The sequence below is a fragment of the Acidovorax sp. Root219 genome (genome assembly GCF_001428665.1).
Lineage (GTDB): Bacteria > Pseudomonadota > Gammaproteobacteria > Burkholderiales > Burkholderiaceae_C > Acidovorax.
In genome coordinates this window covers 174522-195459 of record NZ_LMIJ01000007.1, presented here as the reverse complement: position 1 = coordinate 195459, position 20938 = coordinate 174522, and the positions used below count along the sequence as shown (strand labels likewise).

Sequence of the window (20938 nt, the reverse complement as noted above, 5' to 3'; positions counted from 1 at the left end):
GCTGCCTCCTGCGCCTGAGGGCGTGGACTTCTTGCGTGGCGGAATCCATGCATTTTCACATTGCAAAAATTGCTTTTGGCGATATGGAATGCAAGAATGTTGCGGTGCGGCAATTTCTCTCAATACGAGAAAACGGTTTCCACATTGAGGAATTTGAAGCATAAGGTGTTGTTTTAAAAGAGAAAAATTTATCTCTTATATAAGACATAAGAGCTTGTGCAACTCTTATAGAAGACTTAAAGTTCTCTCCATGGGCCGCAGACGCAGCCCGGTGTTTTCAACCAACCTCAGGAGTAGACCCCATGCCCCAATCCTTCAACGAACAACTGAGCCGCGAACAGCAGATTGCCGCCCTGGAAAAAGACTGGGCCACCAACCCCCGCTGGAAGGGCATCAAGCGCGGCTACTCCGCTGCCGACGTGGTGCGCCTGCGCGGCTCGTTCCAGGTCGAATACACGCTGGCCCGCCGTGGTGCCGAGAAGCTGTGGGACCTGGTGAACAACGAACCCTACGTGAACTGCCTGGGCGCGCTGACCGGTGGCCAGGCCATGCAGCAGGTGAAGGCCGGCATCAAGGCCATCTACCTGTCGGGCTGGCAAGTCGCTGCCGACAACAACGAATACTCGGCCATGTACCCCGACCAGTCGCTGTACCCCGTCGACTCGGTGCCAAAGGTCGTGGAGCGCATCAACAACTCTTTCACCCGTGCGGACGAGATCCAGTGGTCCAAGGGCATCAACCCCGGTGACAAGGCCTATATCGACTACCACGCACCCATCGTGGCCGATGCCGAAGCCGGTTTCGGCGGTGTGCTCAACGCCTACGAACTGATGAAGGCCATGATCCGTGCCGGCGCCGGTGGCGTGCACTTCGAAGACCAGCTGGCTTCCGTGAAGAAGTGCGGCCACATGGGCGGCAAGGTGCTGGTGCCCACTGTGGAAGCCTGCCAGAAGCTGATCGCTGCCCGCATGGCTGCCGACGTGTACGGCGTGCCCACCCTGGTGATCGCCCGTACCGATGCCGAAGCCGCTGACCTCTTGACCAGCGACTACGACGAGAACGACAAGCCCTTCCTGACCGGTGAGCGCACCGCCGAAGGCTTCTACAAGACCAAGAAGGGCATGGACCAGGCCATCTCGCGCGCTGTGGCCTATGCCGAGTACGCCGACCTGGTCTGGTGCGAAACCGGCACGCCTGACCTGGAGTTCGCCAAGAAGTTCGCCGACGCCGTGCACGCCAAGCACCCCGGCAAGATGCTGGCCTACAACTGCTCGCCTTCGTTCAACTGGAAGAAGAACCTGGACGATGCCACCATCGCCAAGTTCCAGCGCGAGCTGGGCGCCATGGGCTACAAGTACCAGTTCATCACGCTGGCTGGCATCCACTCCATGTGGTACAACATGTTCGATCTGGCCCAGGACTACGTGGCCCGCGGCATGTCGGCATACGTCGAGAAGGTGCAGGAGCCCGAGTTCGCAGCCCGCGACCGTGGCTACAGCTTCGTGTCGCATCAGCAGGAAGTGGGCACGGGTTACTTCGACGAAGTGACTACCGTGATCCAGGGCGGCAAGTCCAGCGTGACCGCGCTGACCGGCTCGACCGAGGAAGAGCAGTTCCACTGATCTGAAATCCCTCGGCAAGAGGGGTGAGTAGACTGCAAGAAGCCACCCCGCGGGGTGGCTTCTTGCGTTGGGCTGCCGGTTTTTCCGCGCTGCGCATGTTGTCGGGGCGCGACTGGCGGGGCCGTCGGGTGGCCCGGGCCGTGCGCCCTTTCATGAACATGGTTAAAATGGCGGCATCAACTGTGTGATTTCCCACAAGGGCGAGAAAGGCAATCTGGTTATGACACCGCGAACTACAACGGAGTTCTCCACCGGCCACTAGTGGCTGGCCGTTCGCGCCTGCACGAGATTCACCTCTCCCCAATCAAAAGCGCGGCCGGTTCCGCGCTTTTTTGTTTTTCGATTCCGGCTGGCGTGCGCCGCAGCACCTGCCCCGTGATCGCCCCCCCCATACCCACATCCACGGACAAGAGACCCCTCATGATTCACATCACGCTCCCCGACGGTTCGCAGCGAGAGTTTCCCGGCCCGGTCACGGTCGCCGAAGTAGCGGCATCGATCGGCGCTGGCCTGGCCAAGGCGGCCCTGGCCGGCAAGATCGGCGACAAGGTGGTGGACACCAGCTACCAGATCACGGCCGACAGCCCGCTGGCCATCGTGACGGCCAAGGACGCCGATGGCCTGGAGGTCATCCGCCACTCCACGGCCCACTTGCTGGCCTATGCCGTCAAGGACCTGTTCCCCGAGGCGCAGGTGACCATCGGCCCGGTGATCGAGAATGGCTTCTTCTACGACTTCGCGTACAAGCGCCCGTTCACGCCCGAAGACCTGGTGGCCATCGAAAAGCGCATGGCCGACCTGGCTGCCAAGGACGAGCCCGTGGTGCGCCGCGTGCTGCCGCGCGACGAGGCCGTGGCCTACTTCAAGGGCCTGGGCGAGAACTACAAGGCCGAGATCATCGCCAGCATCCCGAGCAACGAGGATGTGAGCCTGTACCGGGAAGGCAATTTCGAGGACCTGTGCCGCGGCCCCCACGTGCCCAGCACCGGCAAGCTCAAGTTCTTCAAGCTCATGAAGGTGGCTGGTGCCTACTGGCGCGGCGACCACCGCAATGAGATGCTGCAGCGCATCTACGGCACGGCCTGGTCCACCAAGGACGAGCTGCAGCAGTACCTCACCATGTTGGAAGAGGCCGAAAAGCGCGACCACCGCAAGCTCGGCCGCGAGCTCGACCTGTTCCACATGGACGAGCACTCGCCCGGCACCGTGTTCTGGCACCCCAAGGGCTGGGCCCTATGGCAGGAGGTGGAGCAGTACATGCGCCGCGTCTACCGCAACAACGGCTACCAGGAGGTCAAGGGTCCGCAGATCCTGGACAAGCAGCTGTGGGAGAAGACCGGCCACTGGGACAAGTACCACGAGAACATGTTCACCACCGAGTCGGAAAAGCGCGAGTACGCGCTCAAGCCGATGAACTGCCCCGGCCACATCCTGATCTACAAGCAGGGCATCAAGAGCTACCGCGACCTGCCGCTGCGCTACGGCGAATTCGGTGCATGCCACCGCAACGAACCCACCGGCGGCCTGCACGGCATCATGCGCGTGCGCGGCTTCACGCAGGACGATGGACATATCTTCTGCACCGAAGAGCAGGTGCTGGAGGAGTGCGCCAACTACACGGCGCTGGTGCAGAAGGTCTACAAGGACTTCGGCTTCACCAACATCATCTACAAGGTGGCTACGCGCCCCGAGGCGCGCATCGGCACCGATGAATCGTGGGACCGCGCCGAAAAGGCGCTGATGGATGGCCTGCGCCATTCGGGCTGCGAGTTCGAGATCGCCGAAGGCGAGGGCGCCTTCTATGGCCCCAAGATCGAGTACACGCTCAAGGACGCGCTGGGCCGCCAGTGGCAATGCGGCACGATGCAGATCGACCCGAACCTGCCCGAGCGCCTGGACGCCGAGTATGTGGCCGAGGACGGCAGCCGCAAGCGCCCCCTGATGCTGCACCGCGCCACCGTGGGCAGCATGGAGCGTTTCATCGGCATGCTGATCGAGCACTATGCCGGCGCCTTCCCCCTGTGGCTGGCCCCAGTGCAGGTTGCGGTGCTCAATATCACCGACGCGCAGGCCGATTACTGTCGCGAAATTGTTGAACGGCTGCAAAAAGCACTGCCGAATCAAGACCTTAGGTTGGCGGTGGATCTGCGCAACGAGAAGATTACGTATAAAATACGCGAGCATTCGTTGCAAAAGCTGCCGTATATCCTCGTCGCGGGCGACAAGGAGAAGGCCGCAGGCGCCGTTGCAGTACGCGGCCGGGGCAATCGTGACCTCGGAGTGATGTCCATCGAAGCGTTCGCTGAGTTGATCGCCAATGACATTGCCACCAAAGCCTGAGTTTGATTCAAAACCAGCTTTGTCGCTTGCCAGCTGTACGGTTGTAGCTACAATTTTTGTAGTATTTTGATTGAAGGAAGATAGCCATCGCTACTGAATTTCGTGATCGTCGCCACCGTGAAGAGCGCAAGCACCGCCTGAACCGTGAAATCATGGCCCCGGAAGTCCGTCTCTCCGGGCCAGAGAATGAGCCTTTGGGCGTGGTCAGCCTCATGGAAGCCCTGCGCATGGCAGGTGAGCTGGATGTGGATCTGGTGGAAATCGCTGCCACAGCGAACCCGCCGGTGTGCCGCCTGATGGACTACGGCAAGTTCAAGTACCAGGAGCAAAAGCGCGCTGCCGAGGCGAAGGCCAAGCAGACGGTGATCGAGATCAAGGAAGTCAAATTCCGTCCGGGCACGGACGATGGCGACTACAACATCAAGATGCGCAACATCCGCCGCTTCCTGGCCGAGGGTGACAAGTGCAAGATCACGCTGCGTTTTCGCGGTCGTGAAATCACCCACCAGGAACTGGGCTTGGCGCTGCTCAACCGCATCCGCGACGAGCTGGCCGACACCATCCTGATCGAGCAGTTTCCCAAGCTGGAAGGCCGCCAGATGATCATGATGATTGCGCCGGGCAAGAAAAAGCCCGCCGCTGCCAAGCAGGCCAGTGCCGAGAGCACGCCTTCCGGCAGCGCAGCCTGACGGCTGGCAGTCCTCAAGGAAGAGACAGAATTTGCCAGGCTCGCCCCGCAAGGGGCTTGCCGGGTGATAGGCAGCGGTCATACGCTGCTGCACAGCCGGTGCAAACCGGCTGAAAAAGTGGCTCGGGGCCAACAAGTTTGCAGATCCCTTTGCAAACGCCTCACGAGCACAACGAAAAGGAGCATTCACATGCCCAAAATGAAGACCAAGAGCAGCGCGAAAAAACGTTTCCGCGTTCGTCCCGGTGGCACCGTCAAGCGCGGTCAAGCCTTCAAGCGTCACATCTTGACGAAGAAGACCACCAAGAACAAGCGCCAACTGCGCGGTTCGGTTGCTGTGCATGAGACCAATATGGGCTCTATTGCACAAATGCTGCCCGGTGCTGGCCTTTAATAACGACGAACAAGGAGTACTCACATGCCTCGCGTCAAACGTGGTGTAACGGCCCGTGCCCGTCACAAGAAAGTTCTCGCCCTTGCAAAGGGCTTCCGTGGTCGCCGCGGTAACGTCTACCGTATCGCCAAACAGGCGGTAATGAAGGCTGGGCAATATGCCTACCGTGACCGCCGCACCAAGAAGCGCGTGTTCCGCCAGTTGTGGATCGCCCGTATCAACGCCGCTTCGCGCGAACTGGGCCTGACCTACAGCCAGTTCGCCAACGGCCTGAAGAAGGCATCCATCGAGATCGACCGCAAGATGCTGGCCGACCTCGCAGTGCACGACAAGGCTGCCTTTGGCAGCATCGTGGAGCAAGTCAAGGCCAAGCTGGCTGCTTGAGTTCACGACAGGCGGCCGTCTCTCACCGGACGGCTGTTTGCGCAATAACAGCAAGGGCTAGGGCTTGTGAAGGCACTAGCCCTTGTTCATTTTCAAGAGTCGATATGAACGAGTTGGATTCCCTGGTCGAGAGCGCGACGCAACTGTTTGCCCAAAGCGCCACCCCTGCTGATCTGGAAAACGCCAAGGCGCAGTTTCTGGGCAAGGCCGGTCGCGTGACCGAGCTCATGAAGGGCATGGCGCAGCTGTCGGTGGACGAGAAGAAGTCCCGCGGCGCGGCCATCAACGTCGCCAAGCAGGCCATCGAGGCCGCACTCACTGCCCGCCGCCAGGCACTGGCCGATGCGGAGCTGCGGGTCCAGCTCAAGGCCGAGGCCCTGGATGTGAGCCTGCCAGGGCGCCAGCGCGGCCAGGGCGGCCTGCACCCGGTGTCGCTCACGCTCGAGCGCATCGAGGGCATCTTCGGCTCCATGGGCTTCGACGTGGCCCAGGGCCCCGAGATCGAGACCGACTGGTTCAACTTCACCGCACTGAACACGCCGGAAGACCACCCCGCGCGTTCCATGCACGACACCTTCTATGTGGAAGGCGGCACCCCCGAGGCGCCCAACCTGCTGCGCACGCACACCAGCCCCATGCAGATCCGCCACGCGGTGCAGCACGTCAAGAAGCACCGCGCCGCGCTGGATGCCGGCCAGCCCATGCCCGAGATCCGCGTCATCGCGCCGGGCCGCACCTACCGCGTGGACAGCGATGCCACGCACTCGCCCATGTTCCACCAGTGCGAAGGCCTGTGGGTCGGCGAGAACGTGAGCTTCAAGGACCTGAAGGTGATCTTCACCGCCTTTTGCCGCACCTTCTTCGAAAGCGACGACCTGGTGCTGCGCTTCCGTCCGAGCTTCTTCCCCTTCACGGAGCCCAGCGCCGAGATCGACATCCAGTTCCAGACCGGCCCGCTGGCCGGCCGCTGGCTGGAGGTGTCAGGCTCCGGCCAGGTGCACCCCGATGTGGTGCGCAACATGGGCCTGGACCCTGAAAAGTACATCGGCTTTGCCTTCGGCATGGGCCTCGACCGCATGACCATGCTGCGCTATGGCGTGAACGACCTGCGCCTGTTCTTCGACGGCGACATCCGCTTCTTGTCGCAGTTCCAGTAAGCAAAGGCCGGCCCTGCCTGCAAGGCCGGGCCACCCAGCCGTTTTCGCCCTGGCGCGCGCTTCGAGATCCTGGCCGCGCAAGGCACTTTCCGTACAAGAGTTCGACTATGCAATTCCCTGAATCCTGGTTGCGTGAGTTCTGCAACCCACCCCTTTCGACTGCCGAGCTGGCCGAGACGCTGACCATGGCTGGCCTGGAGGTGGAGGAGCTGCGCCCCGTGGCGCCACCGTTTGCCAAGATCGTCGTGGGCGAGATCAAGGAGGCCGTGCAGCACCCCGACGCCGACCGCCTGCGCGTGTGCCAGGTGGACGTGGGGCAGGGCGCGCTGCTCAACATCGTCTGCGGTGCGCCCAATGCGCGCGTGGGCATCAAGGTGCCTTGCGCCCTGGTGGGTGCCGAGCTGCCGCCCGGTGACGACGGCAAGCCCTTCCTGATCAAGGTCGGCAAGCTGCGCGGCGTGGAAAGCCAGGGCATGCTGTGCTCGGCGCGCGAACTCAAGCTCTCGGAAGACCATGGCGGCCTGCTCGAGCTCGATGCCTCCGCGCCCGTGGGCCAGGACATCCGCGTGTACCTGAACCTGGACGATACGCTGTTCACGCTCAAGCTCACCCCCAACCTGGCGCACTGCCTGAGCGTGTACGGCATTGCGCGCGAAGTCTCGGCGCTGACCGGCGTGCCGCTCTCGCAGCCGGCCTTCCCGGCCGTGTCGACCAAGGTGGCTGACATGCTGGCCGTGAAGATCAGCGCCCCCGACCTGTGTGGCCGTTTCAGCGGCCGCGTGGTCCGCAACGTCAACACGCGCGCCACCACGCCGCAGTGGATGCTCGACCGCCTGGCCCGCTGCGGCCAGCGCGGCGTGTCGCCGCTGGTGGACATCTCTAACTACGTGATGTTCGAGCTGGGCCGCCCCTCGCACATCTTCGACCTGGACAAGATCCACGGCGGGCTGGACGTGCGCTGGGGCAAGGCCGGCGAGCAGCTCAAGCTGCTCAACGGCAATACCATCACCGTGGACGAAAAGGTCGGCGTGATCGCCGACGGCCAGCAGGTTGAATCGCTGGCCGGCATCATGGGTGGCGATGCCACCGCCGTGTCGGACGACACCAAGCACATCTACATCGAGGCCGCCTTCTGGTGGCCCAAGGCCGTGGCCGGGCGCTCGCGCCGCTACAACTTCTCGACCGATGCGGGCCACCGCTTCGAGCGCGGTGTGGATCCGGAGCTGACGGTGGAGCACATCGAGCGCATCACGCAACTGGTGATCGACATCTGCGGCACGCCCGAGACGGCCTGCGGCCCGATGGACGACCAGCGCGTGAACCTGCCCGTGCCAGCACCCGTCACGCTGCGCGTGGCACGCGCGGCCAAGGTCATCGGCATGCCGATCACGCAGGCGCAGTGCGCCGACGTGTTCAAGCGCCTGGGCCTACCGTTCACGGAAGGTGAGGGCACCCTCACCGTGGCGCCGCCAGCCTACCGCTTCGACATCACCATCGAGGAAGACCTGATCGAAGAGGTCGCGCGCATGGTGGGCTACAACAACCTGCCCACCACGCCGCCGCTGGCCCCCATCACCCCCAAGCTGCCGGCCGAGGCCACGCGCAGCCCGTTCGCCGTGCGCCGCACGCTGGCCGGCCTGGGCTACCAGGAGACCATCAACTTCAGCTTCGTGGAAGAGCGCTGGGAGCAAGAGCTGGCGGGCAATGCGCAGCCCATCAAGCTGCTCAACCCGATTGCCAGCCAGATGAGCGTGATGCGCTCGACCTTGCTGGGTTCGCTGCTGCAGGTGCTCAAGTTCAACCTGGACCGCCGCGCCGAGCGCGTGCGCGTGTTCGAGCTGGGCCGCGTGTTCCTGCGCGATGCCAGCGTGCGCAACACCGACACCACGGTGGAAGGCTTTCACCAGCCCATGCGCGTGGCCGGTGTGGCCTATGGCGCCAACGACATGCTGCAATGGGGCCGCAAGGAGCAGGGCATCGACTTCTTCGACGTGAAGGGCGATGTAGAGGCCCTGCTGGCACCGCTGCAGGCCACGTTCGAGCCGGGCGAGCACCCGGCCATGCACCCCGGCCGCTGTGCCCGCGTGCTGGTGCAAGGCAAGCCCATCGGCTTCGTGGGCGAACTGCATCCCCAGTGGCGCCAGTCATGGGAGCTGCCGCTGGCGCCGGTGATGTTCGAGCTGGAGCTCGATGCTGTGCTGCAGCGCGTGGTGCCGCAGTTCAAGTCGGTCGCCAAGCACCAGGCCGTGGAACGCGATCTGGCGGTGGTCGTGGCCGAGCGCGTGACACATACCGATGTCGTGGCCGCCGTGCAGGCTGCCGTGCCCGGCGGCATGCTGCGTTCGACCGTGCTGTTCGACGTCTATCGTCCCAAGCCGCTCAAGGCCGGCGAAGAGACGCCGGCCGGCGGCCTGGCCCCGGGCGAGAAGAGCCTGGCCGTGCGCCTAACCCTGGGCAGCGACGAAGCCACCCTGACCGAAGCCGAGATCGAGGCCGCCGTGCAGGCGGCTGTGACGCAGCTCACACAGCGCGTGGGCGCGCGGCTGCGCGGCTGACCATCGCGGCGACAATAGCCCAAGCGACGAACACAACAACATGACGATGCTGACGGGGAGAGATGCCGTGATCGAATTTGCAGTCGAAAGCCTGGAAACCCCTGCGCTCACCAAGGCGCAGCTGGCCGATCTGTTGTTCGACCAGATCGGGTTGAACAAGCGCGAGTCCAAGGACATGATCGACGCGTTCTTCGACCTCGTCTCGCAGAGCCTGGTGGAGGGCAAGGACGTGAAGCTCTCGGGCTTTGGCAACTTCCAGATCCGCACCAAGGCGCCACGCCCGGGGCGCAATCCGCGCACCGGCGAGGCGATTCCGATCCAGGCGCGCCGTGTGGTGACCTTCCACGCCAGCAGCAAGCTCAAGGAGCAGATCCAGACGGCTGCCGGATTGTGAATTTTTGCCAGTTTGCGCGCTGAATTTCAGGGGTGGGCTGGCAGTTCCCGCCGGCCTGCAGTACCCTTGCAGGCTTTCCTGTTTGAATCCGGAACCCCATGGGCACTGTGCTTCCAGCCATTCCTGCCAAGCGCTACTTCACCATCGGTGAGGTGGCGGAGCTGTGCGGTGTGAAGCCGCATGTGCTGCGCTACTGGGAACAGGAATTCACGCAGCTGCGCCCCATGAAGCGGCGCGGCAACCGCCGCTACTACCAGCACCACGAGGTGCTCATGATCCGCCGCATCCGCGACCTGCTGTACGACCAGGGCTTCACCATCAGCGGTGCCCGCAACCGCCTGCAGGAGCTGGCGCTGCCCGCGCGCAGCGATGCGGCGGACAGTGCCGACAGCGAGCTGCCCAGCATGCTGGTGGACGATGCGGGCGACCTTTCCATCGGCTCGTCGGCCTTTGCTTTCGACTCGAATGCGGTGCGCCAGGAATTATTTGAGATCAGAGCACTGCTTTCTCCAAACTGACCCGAATTTGTGCATATAATCTAAGTCTTGTCGGCGTGTAGCGCAGCCTGGTAGCGCACTTGCATGGGGTGCAAGGGGTCGCGAGTTCGAATCCCGCCACGCCGACCATTTTCTTCGATGAACAACGGGCTATCGCCACAAGCGGTAGCCCGTTTTTCTTTGTGCGTTCGCACGCCAAAGCCGCCTGTTCCTTGTCTCGATGCGTCGGCTGCCTTGGGCCTGGCCGGCAGGCGGGTCGATGTTTGCAGGGCGGGCTCAGCGCCCNACAGTGCTGTAGCACGGCAAGGCGGACCAACGAAGTTAGACGGTTGAAGGCAAATCCGTATCAATGGCGGGTTCTTGCATCCGTCTGCCGGCATGCCTTGCAGGTGCTGCCTGGGATTCTTCGCCCATCAGTGGCGCCCCTTGGTCGCTTGGGTCCACGCCATTCTTTGCTTGTCTCTTTTTGCATATCTGGTAATGTTTTGAAACAAGATTGCAGGTAGAGTCGACCATTTTCCGGGAGGGATTCGATGGCGAGTTCAAGGGCTTCGTTGGCTGCCGCGCTGGGGGTGGCCATTCTTTTGGTGGGCTGTGCCAACCGCGCTGCGCAGAACCGGGCCATTCCAGAGCCCTTGCGCGCTGCGTTCCCTCCTGCGGTGGCTCCGGTGGAGCGCCGGCCCGATGCGGTGATCATTTCCAGCGTATGGGATGGGCTGGCGCAGGCCGAGCGCGACCGGCTCCGGCTGCAGTATGAAGCCCAGGTGCTGCGCGCCGATGCCTACGGTGCCATCGTGGATGTGCAGGGCGTCGATCGATCCACCCCCGGCACCACGGCAGGCGCGCACCTTGGCGGTGCCATCGCGGGCGCGGCTTACCTGGACCGTGGCCTGCGCGGGGGTAACTACTCTGTCGGTGGCGCGCTGGCTGCCACCTTGCTGGGCGCGGCCATTGGTTCGGCCGCAGACCGCAGGCCGCAATCGCGCTTCCAGTTCCGCTACACCGTGCGCCAGGGTGATGGCGAGATGCGCTATGTGGACGAGTACACGGCCACCCCGTTCCGGCATTCGCCGGGCCTGTGCGTGCGGGTGCCCGAGCTCACGCAGGTGGGGCAGCATGTGTGCAGCCAGACGCCGGAGTCGGTGCGCCAGCGTTATCTCGCGGTGGAATGGACCCCGCCCGCTGCTGCAGCCCCCGCCGTGGATGGGGCCGCCACCTCGGCGGCAGATGCCGTGCCCCTGGCCCCTGCCAATGCGGCGCCTGGGCCTGTGAATTCACCTCCTGCCAAGCCCGTGCTTTGAGCGGCTGCCATCCAGGCGCCCCGACGGCGCGGTGCGTCAGCGCCCCAGCCTGGCCAGCGATTGCTGGATGTTGGCAAAGGCCTGGGTGAGCTTGTGGGTGGCGCGCTGCAACGCCTCGGGCGTGACCTCGCTGGTGCGGCGGCACCGGGGGCAGGTGATGCGCGGGCTGAGCTTGAGCTTGCCCAGCCGCTCCTTGACGGCCTGCTGGCAGTGCGGGCAGGGCAGTTCGATGCTGGCGTCGTCCAGAACAGTCATGGTGGCCCCTCTCGAAAGATGGTGGGTGCGAACTGGTGGAGCTTGCCGGACCATTGTGACCGGTTTGCCGGTGTGCGCCAATGGTGGTTTGTCCGCCGGAGCGAGGGGCCTCGATGGAGCGCCGCCCCAGTCCGCCGGCAGTGTCGCGTGCATGCCGCACCGTGTGGTCAATGCGCCCTGTTTGAAGGGCCGGTGGTTACAATACGTACTGGCTTTTGGATGGATGTGCGCGGCGCCCGTGGTGGTTGCTGTGCAGGTCAAGACAAGGCGCCATGCGGGTTGGTCCGATGCGACGGGGCAGTTCGGCTCCGGGGCGGGCCATGGTTTCAGGGGAGCGGGGTGGGGTGATCGCCACGGTCTGGCGATGCTGCTGCGGCCTGGCACTCCTTGAAGCAGCCCGTGCTGGCGGCGACCCCATCATTCACAGCGAAAGCCCAGAGCCGTTGGTCCTGGGCTTTTTTTGTGGGCAGGGGTGGCGGGTTTTTCGAGACTGCTGTGTTCCGGCTGGGTGGGTGGGGCGATGGCCCCGGCGAGAACAAACCGACAACAAGTGCTGGATGGGGATTGCATGATCGATGGACTGATTTCGGGCCGTCTCTACGGGGGCCCAGAGCGGCGTCTGGACAAGGTAGGAAAGCCCTACATGGTGGCCAAGGTGCGGGCGCCGAGTGCGGAGGGCGAGATGCTGTTCGTCAACGTCATTGCGTTCGATGACGACGTGTGCATGGCCATGGAGCAATTGCACGATGGCGAGTCCATCTCTGTGGCCGGCTCGGTCACCCCCAAGGTGTGGACCGACAAGCAGGGCAATGTGCGCCCGGCGCTCGACATGGTCGCCCACCGCGTGATGAGCGCGCGCGACGCTTGCCAGACGCAAACGAACTGACCTGCAACTGGCTGGTGGGGTGGGCGTTGCCGCCTTGGCCCTGCCGTTCGCTGTGCGCGGCGACCCCTGCTGCCTGTGCTGCGCTCAGGATGCCTTGTTCGGCGCGGTGGTACCTGCCTGCGCATCGCCAAAGCCCATGGCCACCAATTCCTCGGGCGAAAGATGCAGTTCACGCACTTCCGGCTGGCGCGGCTCGATGGAGCGGCGCCGCTCGTGCTTATCCGGTGGGCCGGCTTCAGTCTGGCGGCGGTCCTTGCCGCTGCGGCGGTCGCAGGGGATTTGCTTGTCCATGGTGGGGTCGGTAGTGGTTGGTGTGCATTCGCTGCGCGCCAGGCACTGCGCTTGTGCCTGCCCTCAGGGTGATTTGAGTATGCCCGACCGGCCACCGTTTGCTGGCGTGAAATGGGCGCCTAAGCCGCCCCGCAACGCTTGTTCACGATTGCGGCGGGCATGCCTGGAGATGGGGTGCTGCCACCCTCTGGGCTGGATGTATCAGCCCATCAGCGCGGCCTTGAGCAAGTACCCCGCCAATTGCGGATTTTCCTTGAGCCGACGAATGCTGTAGCCATGCCAGTCCTGTCCATAGGGCACGTAGATCCGCACCGGGTAGCCCCTGTCGCGCAGGCGGTCGCGTAGGGGCTCGCACACGCCCAGCAGCATCTGGAATTCCAGCCCTGAAGAAGGGGCGCCATTGCCACGGCGCCTTGCTGCCGCAATGACCTGCTCGATCAGCGCCTCGTCGTGGGTGGCCACTGCGACGAAGGTGCCGGTGTCCAGGCAGCGCTCGACGTGGTGCAGAAAGTGGCTGTTGATGGCTTGCCGGTCGTGGCGGGCGCCCTCTACCAGGTGGGCCTTGTCCTCGACATAGATGCCTTTGCACAGGCGCAGGTTGTTGTGGCGGCCCAGCAGTGGCTCGATGTCCCGGTAGGTGCGCTTGAGGTAGGCCTGCAGGGCCAATCCGGTATTCCCATGGCCATTGGCCCTGAGCCTCTGGAGCAGGTCGATTTCCGCTTGGGTGCACTGCAGGTCTTCCATGTCCATGCGCACGAAATTGCCGTGCCGCCGGGCTGCCGTGGCCAGCGCCGCGATGTGGGTCTCGCACTGCTGCGCATTCAGCAGAAGGCCCAGCGCCGATGGCTTGACGGAGATGTTCGCGCGCAAGCCGTGGTGGTGGATGGCGTCCAGCACGCCCTGGTATTCATCGGCCGTCTGCTGTGCCTGTGCAAGGTCGCGGGTGACCTCGCCGAGCACGTCGATGGTGGCTGTGAAGCCTTGTGCATTGAGTGCCTGCACGCGCACGACGGCCTCGGCGATGGATGCGCCGGCAATGTAGCGGCGCGAGATTTTCTGCACGAGAGGACGGGGCACATGGGCAATGGCTCGGGCCACTGCGGTGTTGAAAAAAGAGGCAAGCATGGGCTATCCAGGTGGCGATGACAACGGAACAAGATGCCGCCCGCACACGGGCACGCACCAGCGCGCCAGGGCATGGCGCGGTGCGGTGTCAGGGAGTGGGGCGATGCGAAGCGGCCTGCCGGATGGCTGGATCCGGCAGGTGCCTCAGACGCAGCTGCAGCAGTCAGGCGCGCCAGTGGCGGCGTGCGCGACATGCGAGCGCGTTCAGCGTGTCTTTGTCAGGGGAGGCCAGGCGGCTGCGTGCATGGGGTTGCGGTTGTCGATCGGCAGGGTGGAATGCTACTGCTGTGGCGCAGTGTAGCCTTCGTGCGCAGATCCTGCGTGGGAGCCGGGAAATTGCCGCGCCTTCAGGCCTCTGCAGGCGTGGCGGTGGCCGGGTCGTTCCGGGCGCGCCATCAAAATCTGCGCATCAGTCCCCATGCAAAAAGCCCCTGACTCTTGCGAATCAGGGGCTTTTCATTTGGTGCCGGAGAGATGAATCGAACACCCGACCTTCTCATTACGAATGAGCTGCTCTACCGACTGAGCTACACCGGCGTAAGCCTCAAATTATAGCGTGGAATGGTAGCTTGTGACGCGTTCGACCTCATTTTTTGATCCGAGGATCACGCTGACGCGTTCATGCAACTGTGTGGGCTCGATGTCCATGATGCGCTGCTTGCCGTTGGTGGCGGCGCCGCCGGCCTGCTCGATGAGCCAGGACATGGGATTGGCCTCGTACATCAGGCGCAGCTTGCCGGGCTTGTTCGGTTCGCGCTTGTCCCAGGGGTACAGGAAGATGCCGCCGCGGGTGAGGATGCGGTGCACGTCGGCCACCATGCTGGCGATCCAGCGCATGTTGAAGTCCTTGCCGCGCGGGCCGTCCTTGCCCTGCAGGCACTCGTCGATGTAGCGCTTCACGGGGGCGTCCCAGTGGCGCATGTTGCTCATGTTGATGGCGAATTCCTTGGTGTCGTCGGGAATGCGCACATTCTCTTCGGTGAGGATGAACGAGCCCTGCTCGCGGTCCAGCGTGAACATGGCCACGCCGTCGCCCACGGTCAGCACCAGGGTGGTCTGCGGGCCGTAGATGCAGTAGCCGGCCGCCACTTGCGCCGTGCCGGGCTGCAGGAAGTCGCCGGCCTCCACGCCGCGGTCGTCATCGGGCTTCTTGAGCACGCTGAAGATGGTGCCGATGCTGACGTTCACGTCGATGTTGCTCGAGCCGTCGAGGGGGTCGAACAGCAGCAGGTATTCGCCCTGCGGGTAGCGGTTGGGCACCAGGTAGATGCCGTCCATTTCTTCCGAGGCCATGGCCGCCAGGTGGCCGCCCCATTCGTTGGCTTCGATCAGCACCTCGTTGGCGATGATGTCCAGCTTCTTCTGGATTTCGCCCTGCACGTTCTCGCTGGACGCCGTGCCCAGCACGCCGCCGAGCGCGCCCTTGTTGACGGCCTGGCTGATGCTCTTGCACGAGCGGGCCACCACTTCGAGCAGCAGGCGCAGCTGCGAGGGGATGAGCCCGTCGATGCGTTGCTGCTCGACCAGGTAGCGGGTGAGGGAGATGCGGGAGCTCATCGGTGGTGTGTCCTTGGGCTTTGGGTTTTTGTGAAATCAGGGTTGCGGCTGCTCGCGCTCGGCCAGCTCTGCCAGCGTGGCTTGTGCTTCTTCGAGCAGGTCTTCATCGCCGCTGGCGTGGGCAATGGCCACGCGCTGCTCAAGCAGGCTGTGCGCCAGTGCGCTGTCGCCGGATTCGTGCGCCAGCACACCCTGCTGAAAAAGCGTGTCCAGCACGATGCCGTCGTCGTTGAGGGCCTGGCCCAGCGCCAGGCGCTGTTGCAGGTAGCGCCGCGCCTGGGCCGCGTCGCCCATTTCGTAGGCGTTTTGCGCCAGGTTGTTGATCAGGCCCGACAAGCGCACGTCCGTGTCGGAGCCGAAGGCGCTCTGCGCATCGGTCAGCAACTGCTGGTTGTGCGCCAGCGCCTCGTCAAAGCGCCCGGCCTCGTGCAGGGCATAGCCGATCTCTTCGCGAATGCCCAGCTTCTGCTCGGCACCCAGCGTGGCGCCGGCATGGTCGGCCCAGTGGGCCGACTGGCGCAGGTGCTCGATGGCAGTGTCGTACTCTTCGGACTGCAGGGCCGACTCGCCGATGGCGTAGTGCTGCTCGTAGCGCTCGGTGGGCGTGAGGTCCGACAGGGCGCTGCGGATGGCCAGGGCGCGCAGCCCCAGGGGCAGTCCCTCGTCGTCCATCTGGCGCTTGGAATAGACGACGAACTGCAGCCAGAGCAGCTGGGCCAGCTCGGAGGACTCTGCGCCCAGGCCTTCCGCCAGTGGGCGCAGGGCGGCCAGGTCGGCCGACATGGCCGAGCCGCTGAACATGGCGCTGGCGTCGTACACGGTGTCGCGCAGCGGGTTGAAGCGCTGCGCGAACTGCTCGGCAGGGGTGGTGGATGCCATGGGTGCCGCTGCCTGTCAGTCCGCCAGTGCGCGGGTGACCACCTCGCGCACGTCGTTGCTCAGGTCGGGGCGCGTGGCCACGCGGGCGATGGCCTCGCGGGCTGCGGTGCGCCAGGGTTCGGCCAGCTTCTTCCAGCGGTCGAGCGCACGCGCCAGCCGGGCGGCGACCTGCGGGTTGATGGCGTCGAGCTCGATCACGCGGTCGCTCCAGAACACGTAGCCTGCTGCATCGCTGCGGTGGAAGGCGCCGGGGTTGGCGCTGCAATAGCTGAAGATCACGCTGCGAGCGCGGTTCGGGTTCTTCAGGCTGAAGTCAGGGTGCTGCATGAGCTGGCGCACGGCCGGCAGCACGTTGCCGCCCTTGTCCGGCGCGCCGGCCTGCAGCGCAAACCACTTGTCGATGACCAGGGGCTCGTCCTTGAACAGCGCGTGAAAGCGCGCCAGTGCGGCTGCCGCATGCGCGCTGCCGCTGGCCACCAGGGCCGTGAGCGCGTTGAAGCGGTCGGTCATGTTGCTGGCCACCTTGAAGCGCTGGTAGGCCTTGCCGGGCCACACTTCGTCGCCGGTACGCTGGGCGGCGATGCACAGCATGTGCAGCGCCATGCCGCTGAGCGAACGGCGGCCGGACGATAGCGGGTCGGGGCTGTAGCCACCGGTGTCCTGGTTCTGCTCCCAGGCCCATTCCCAGTCGGCCTTGAGGGCCAGGGCGAGCTGCTCGCGCATACCTTCGCGCACGGCGTGGATGCGCTGCGGGTCCACCACGTCGAGCTGTTCGGCGATGTAGGTCTCGGACGGCAGGGTCAGGACCAGTTCCTTGAAGGCCGCGTCCAGCGCCGGGTTGCGCAGCACGCTGCGCAGCGCGTCGACCACGGCGGTGGGCAGGATGTCGCCGCTGGTGGGGCCGCTGCCGGTGATGGCATGGATGGCGGTGCGCAGCGCCAGGCGCTGCCCGGCTTCCCAGCGGTTGAAGGCGTCGGTGTCGTTGGCCAGCAGGGTGAGCAACTGTTCGTCGGTGTACTCGATGTCCAGCACCACGGGGGCGGTGAAGTCGCGCAGCAGCGAGGGCACGGGCTCGGCGTCGAGGCCGGTGAACACCAGCGTCTGGCTGGCTTCGGTCAGCACCACGGTGCGCGATGGTGCGCCGGCCGTGTCCTCGCCCTGCAGTTGCAGGGGCAGGGCGGTGCCTTCGTGCGTGAGCAGGCCCAGGCCGACAGGGATCACGAAGGGCAGCTTCTCGGCCTGGCCGGGCGTGGGCGCGCAGCTTTGCGCCAGCGTCAACGTGTAGGTGCGCGCGGTGGCATCGTAGATCCCCGTGGCCTTCACGCGCGGCGTGCCGGCCTGGCTGTACCAGCGCTTGAACTGGGGCAGCAGGCGCGCCAGGTCGCTGGCGGGGTTGGCGTCGGCAATGGCCTGGGCGAAGTCATCGCAGGTCACGGCCTGGCCGTCAAAGCGCTCGAAATACAGCTTCATGCCCTTGGCAAAGCCTTCGCGGCCCACCAGGGTGTGCATCATGCGCACCACCTCGGCACCCTTTTCGTAGATGGTGACGGTGTAGAAGTTGTTGATCTCGATGTAGCTGTCGGGCCGCACCGGGTGGGCCATGGGGCCTGCATCCTCGGGGAACTGCGCCGTGCGCAGCACGCGCACGTCCTCGATGCGCTTGACGGCGCGGGCCGAGGGGCTGCCGGCCAGGTCCTGGCTGAACTCCTGGTCGCGGAACACGGTGAGGCCTTCCTTCAGGCTCAGCTGGAACCAGTCGCGGCAGGTGACGCGGTTGCCCGTCCAGTTGTGGAAGTACTCGTGGCCGACCACGCTCTCGATGTTGGCGAAGTCCACGTCGGTGGCGGTCGATTCGCTGGCCAGAACATACTTGGTGTTGAAGATGTTCAGGCCCTTGTTCTCCATGGCGCCCATGTTGAAGTCGCTGGTGGCGACGATCATGAAGCGTTCCAGGTCCAGCGGCAGGCCGAAGCGCGCCTCGTCCCAGGCCACGCTGGCCATCAGCGAGTTCATGGCGTGCTCGGTCTTGCCCAGGTCGCCAGGGCGCACGTACACCTGCAGCAGGTGGTCGGTGCCCGAGCGGGCGCGGATCTTCTGCTCGCGCGCCACCAGCTTGCCCGCCACCAGGGCGAACAGGTAGCAGGGCTTCTTGTGCGGGTCCACCCATTGGGCGAAGTGGCGGCCGTCTTCCAGGTCGCCGCTGTCCACGAGGTTGCCGTTGGACAGCAGCACCGGGTACTGGGCCTTGTTGGCGCGCAGCGTGACGGTGTAGCTGGCCATCACGTCCGGGCGGTCCAGGAAGTAGGTGATGCGGCGGAAACCCTCGGCCTCGCACTGCGTGAAGAAGGTGCCCTGGCTCACGTACAGGCCCATCAGGTGCGTGTTCTTGGCCGGGCAGCAGGTGGTGAAGATCTCGAGCGCGAAGGCATCGGTGCCGGTGGGCAGGTTCTCCAGCACCAGGCGCGAGCCCTCCATCTTGAACGAGGTGCCCTGGCCGTTGACCAGCACGCGCGCCAGGTTCAGGTCCTCGCCATCGAGCTTCAGTGGCTGTTCGGCCACGTCGGGGTTGCGGCGCAGCGTCATGCGGTTGAGCACGCGCGTCTTGGCCGGGTCCAGGTCGAAGGTCAGCTCGACGCTGTCGATCCAGTAGGCGGGGGCGGTGTAATCCTCGCGGCGGATGGCAATGGCCGGTCCCGCGCCGCTTGCGTCTGCGTTAGGCGATGGCAACATGGATGCGCTCCAGAAAGTCGGTGTTCATGAGTTCGTGGTAGTCACGCACGGCGGCCAGCACATGCGGGCCCGCCAGTTCCTGCGCGCTGTGGGTGCTGCACACGGCCACGGCATGCATGCCCGCGCGGCGTGCGGCTTCGATGCCGAAGGGGGCGTCTTCAAACACGATGCAGCGCTCGGGCGCAGCGCCGATGCGGCGTGCCGCTTCGAGAAAAATCGCAGGCTGTGGCTTGCCGGGCAGGCCCTCGTCGCCGCGCACGATGGTCAGCGGCTCGGGCTCCATGCCCAGGCGCGACATCGCGAAGGCCACGTTGTGGATGTCGCCTGCCGTGCCCACGGCCAGCTTGTAGCCGCGGGTGGAAGCCTGCGCCGCGAAAGCGCGAAAACCCGCCACCTCGGTGAACGCGGGGCCGAACAGCTCGCGGTAGATGTCTTCCTTCTCGCGTGTGAGGGCGTCGGCCTCGGCCTGCTCGACCTCGCGCTGCAGCAGCTCGCGGATGCACTCGGTGCCATTGCGGCCCGTGGTGCGGGCCATCAGGTCGGGCACGTCGATGGCCATGCCGCGGCGCCGCGTGAACTCCACCCATGCCTTGGCGTGCCAGGGCATGGAGTCGATCATGGTGCCGTCCATGTCGAAGATGAAAGCCTCTACGGCAATCGGGCTGCCGCGCGGGGCCGTGGCTTCGACGGTGGTGGCGGCTGCTGCGTCGCGCTGCATCACACGCCCTGCTTGAGCGAGGCTTCGATGAAGGCGTCCAGGTCGCCGTCCAGCACCTTCTGCGTGGCCGAGATTTCCACCCCGGTGCGCAGGTCCTTGATGCGGCTGTTGTCCAGCACGTAGCTGCGGATCTGGTGGCCCCAGCCCACGTCGGTCTTGGTGTCCTCGAGCTTTTGCTGCTCTTCCTGGCGCTTGCGCATCTCGTGGTCGTACAGGCGCGAGCGCAGGCGCTGCCAGGCGATGTCGCGGTTGCCGTGCTGGCTGCGGCCGTCCTGGCACTGCACCACGATGCCGGTGGGCATGTGGGTCAGGCGCACGGCCGAGTCGGTCTTGTTGATGTGCTGGCCGCCCGCGCCCGATGCGCGGTAAGTGTCGGTGCGCACGTCGGCCGGGTTGATGTCGATCTGGATCGAGTCATCGATCTCAGGGTAGACGAACAGGCTGGCAAAGCTGGTGTGGCGCCCGCCCGAGGAGTCGAACGGCGACTTGCGCACCAGGCGGTGCACACCGGTCTCGGTGCGCAGCAGGCCGTAGGCGTACTCGCCCTCGACCTTGATCGTGGCGCTTTTGAGGCCGGCGATGTCGCCCGGGGTTTCTTCCTCGACCGTGGTCTTGAAGCCCTTGCGTTCGGCGTACTTGAGGTACTGGCGCAGCAGCATGCCGGCCCAGTCGCAGGCCTCGGTGCCGCCGGCGCCGGCCTGGATGTCGACGAAGCAGTTGAGCGGGTCGGCCTCGTGGCGGAACATGCGGCGGAACTCGAGCTGCTCGATCTCGGGCTGCAGCTTGGCGGTTTCGGCCTCGATGGTCATCAGGCCGTCTTCGTCGCCGTCTTCCTTGCTCATGTCATAGAGCTCGGTGTTGTCGGCCAGCTCGCGCGTGAGTCGTTCCAGCGTGAGCACCACGCCATCCAGCGACTTCTTTTCCTTGCCCAGCTCCTGGGCCTTCTTCGGATCGTTCCAGACCGAGGGGTCTTCGAGCGATGCGTTGACGGTTCTCAGGCGTTCGAATTTGGCATCGAAGTCAAAGATACCTCCGTAACTCTTGCGTGCGCACGGTCAGGTCGCTCAAGGTGTTGCCGATGAGGTTGATGCGTTCTGCGTCCATGGTGGTGTCCTGGTAGGTGTGTTCTGTAGAGAGTGACAAGGCTGAACAGGCCCCTGGTGCA

Annotated in this window: 19 protein-coding genes and 2 tRNA genes; 12 read left to right on the top strand and 9 right to left on the bottom strand. The window is 64.7% G+C overall.

The genetic code is table 11. The features are described from left to right. The first annotated feature begins 302 nt into the window (after nucleotides 1-302). The 11 genes from aceA to ASE28_RS07235 all read left to right on the top strand — a co-directional run bounded on the left by aceA (nucleotide 303) and on the right by ASE28_RS07235 (nucleotide 11332). Nucleotides 303-1622 carry an isocitrate lyase gene (aceA, locus tag ASE28_RS07280; protein ID WP_057203642.1) on the top strand — a complete coding sequence of 440 codons (1320 nt, stop codon included), beginning with the start codon at nucleotides 303-305 and terminating at the stop codon, nucleotides 1620-1622. Nucleotides 1623-2042: 420 nt separating this feature from the next. Continuing rightward, complete coding sequence (gene thrS / locus ASE28_RS07275; protein WP_057265855.1) at nucleotides 2043-3962, top strand: threonine--tRNA ligase; 1920 nt, start codon at nucleotides 2043-2045, stop codon at nucleotides 3960-3962. A gap of 152 nt (nucleotides 3963-4114) precedes the next feature. Continuing rightward, nucleotides 4115-4651, top strand: coding sequence for a translation initiation factor IF-3 (gene infC, locus ASE28_RS07270; RefSeq protein ID WP_057203640.1), 537 nt, complete (start codon nucleotides 4115-4117; stop codon nucleotides 4649-4651). A 189-nt stretch (nucleotides 4652-4840) separates the two neighbouring features. Further along, nucleotides 4841-5044 carry a 50S ribosomal protein L35 gene (gene rpmI, locus ASE28_RS31225; protein ID WP_082604278.1) on the top strand — a complete coding sequence of 68 codons (204 nt, stop codon included), beginning with the start codon at nucleotides 4841-4843 and terminating at the stop codon, nucleotides 5042-5044. Nucleotides 5045-5068: 24 nt separating this feature from the next. After that, a complete protein-coding gene (gene rplT / locus ASE28_RS07265) occupies nucleotides 5069-5428 on the top strand; it encodes a 50S ribosomal protein L20 (RefSeq protein WP_057203639.1) in 360 nt (119 codons plus the stop codon). Between the two features lie 104 nt (nucleotides 5429-5532). Further along, nucleotides 5533-6585: a phenylalanine--tRNA ligase subunit alpha gene (pheS, locus tag ASE28_RS07260; protein ID WP_057265853.1), complete on the top strand. Its 1053-nt coding sequence runs from the start codon at nucleotides 5533-5535 to the stop codon at nucleotides 6583-6585. 107 nt (nucleotides 6586-6692) lie between these two features. Then, nucleotides 6693-9140 (top strand): phenylalanine--tRNA ligase subunit beta, encoded by a 2448-nt coding sequence (gene pheT / locus ASE28_RS07255; protein ID WP_057265851.1) that lies wholly within the window; start codon nucleotides 6693-6695, stop codon nucleotides 9138-9140. 40 nt (nucleotides 9141-9180) lie between these two features. Beyond that, nucleotides 9181-9534: an integration host factor subunit alpha gene (locus ASE28_RS07250; RefSeq protein ID WP_057265849.1), complete on the top strand. Its 354-nt coding sequence runs from the start codon at nucleotides 9181-9183 to the stop codon at nucleotides 9532-9534. A 98-nt stretch (nucleotides 9535-9632) separates the two neighbouring features. Then, a complete protein-coding gene (locus ASE28_RS07245; RefSeq protein WP_057265847.1) occupies nucleotides 9633-10052 on the top strand; it encodes a MerR family transcriptional regulator in 420 nt (139 codons plus the stop codon). A gap of 31 nt (nucleotides 10053-10083) precedes the next feature. Next, nucleotides 10084-10160: transfer RNA gene (locus ASE28_RS07240), tRNA-Pro, on the top strand. Between the two features lie 404 nt (nucleotides 10161-10564). Then, the gene (locus ASE28_RS07235) at nucleotides 10565-11332 is read left to right on the top strand and encodes a hypothetical protein (protein ID WP_157421908.1); all 768 of its coding nucleotides are present in this window, start codon (nucleotides 10565-10567) and stop codon (nucleotides 11330-11332) included. 36 nt (nucleotides 11333-11368) lie between these two features. On the opposite strand, the gene ASE28_RS07230 is transcribed toward ASE28_RS07235, so the two are convergent. Then, nucleotides 11369-11587, bottom strand: coding sequence for a hypothetical protein (locus ASE28_RS07230; protein ID WP_057265843.1), 219 nt, complete (start codon nucleotides 11585-11587; stop codon nucleotides 11369-11371). A 568-nt stretch (nucleotides 11588-12155) separates the two neighbouring features. On the opposite strand from ASE28_RS07230, the gene ASE28_RS07225 reads away from it, so the two are divergent. After that, nucleotides 12156-12473 (top strand): single-stranded DNA-binding protein, encoded by a 318-nt coding sequence (locus ASE28_RS07225; RefSeq protein WP_057203633.1) that lies wholly within the window; start codon nucleotides 12156-12158, stop codon nucleotides 12471-12473. Nucleotides 12474-12557: 84 nt separating this feature from the next. On the opposite strand, the gene ASE28_RS07220 is transcribed toward ASE28_RS07225, so the two are convergent. The 8 genes from ASE28_RS07220 to prfB all read right to left on the bottom strand — a co-directional run bounded on the left by ASE28_RS07220 (nucleotide 12558) and on the right by prfB (nucleotide 20877). Continuing rightward, a complete protein-coding gene (locus ASE28_RS07220; protein WP_057265841.1) occupies nucleotides 12558-12764 on the bottom strand; it encodes a hypothetical protein in 207 nt (68 codons plus the stop codon). A gap of 201 nt (nucleotides 12765-12965) precedes the next feature. Next, nucleotides 12966-13889, bottom strand: coding sequence for a proline dehydrogenase family protein (locus ASE28_RS07215; RefSeq protein ID WP_057265839.1), 924 nt, complete (start codon nucleotides 13887-13889; stop codon nucleotides 12966-12968). A gap of 461 nt (nucleotides 13890-14350) precedes the next feature. Beyond that, nucleotides 14351-14426: transfer RNA gene (locus ASE28_RS07210), tRNA-Thr, on the bottom strand. Nucleotides 14427-14438: 12 nt separating this feature from the next. Further along, a complete protein-coding gene (locus tag ASE28_RS07205) occupies nucleotides 14439-15446 on the bottom strand; it encodes a class 1 fructose-bisphosphatase (RefSeq protein WP_057203631.1) in 1008 nt (335 codons plus the stop codon). Nucleotides 15447-15482: 36 nt separating this feature from the next. Further along, on the bottom strand, nucleotides 15483-16325 hold the full coding sequence (locus ASE28_RS07200; RefSeq protein ID WP_057265837.1) for a tetratricopeptide repeat protein: 843 nt from the start codon (nucleotides 16323-16325) through the stop codon (nucleotides 15483-15485). Between the two features lie 15 nt (nucleotides 16326-16340). Next, nucleotides 16341-19055 (bottom strand): aminopeptidase N, encoded by a 2715-nt coding sequence (gene pepN, locus ASE28_RS07195; protein WP_057265835.1) that lies wholly within the window; start codon nucleotides 19053-19055, stop codon nucleotides 16341-16343. Next, complete coding sequence (locus tag ASE28_RS07190) at nucleotides 19039-19773, bottom strand: HAD family phosphatase (RefSeq protein ID WP_082607963.1); 735 nt, start codon at nucleotides 19771-19773, stop codon at nucleotides 19039-19041. The genes pepN and ASE28_RS07190 overlap by 17 nt, the downstream gene beginning before the upstream one ends. Beyond that, a protein-coding gene (prfB, locus tag ASE28_RS07185) for a peptide chain release factor 2 (RefSeq protein ID WP_157412597.1) occupies nucleotides 19773-20877 on the bottom strand; the annotation gives its coding sequence in 2 pieces (ribosomal slippage) (nucleotides 19773-20795 and nucleotides 20797-20877; 1104 coding nt in all). Before prfB ends, ASE28_RS07190 begins: the two co-directional genes overlap by 1 nt. Nucleotides 20878-20938 lie beyond the last annotated feature (61 nt).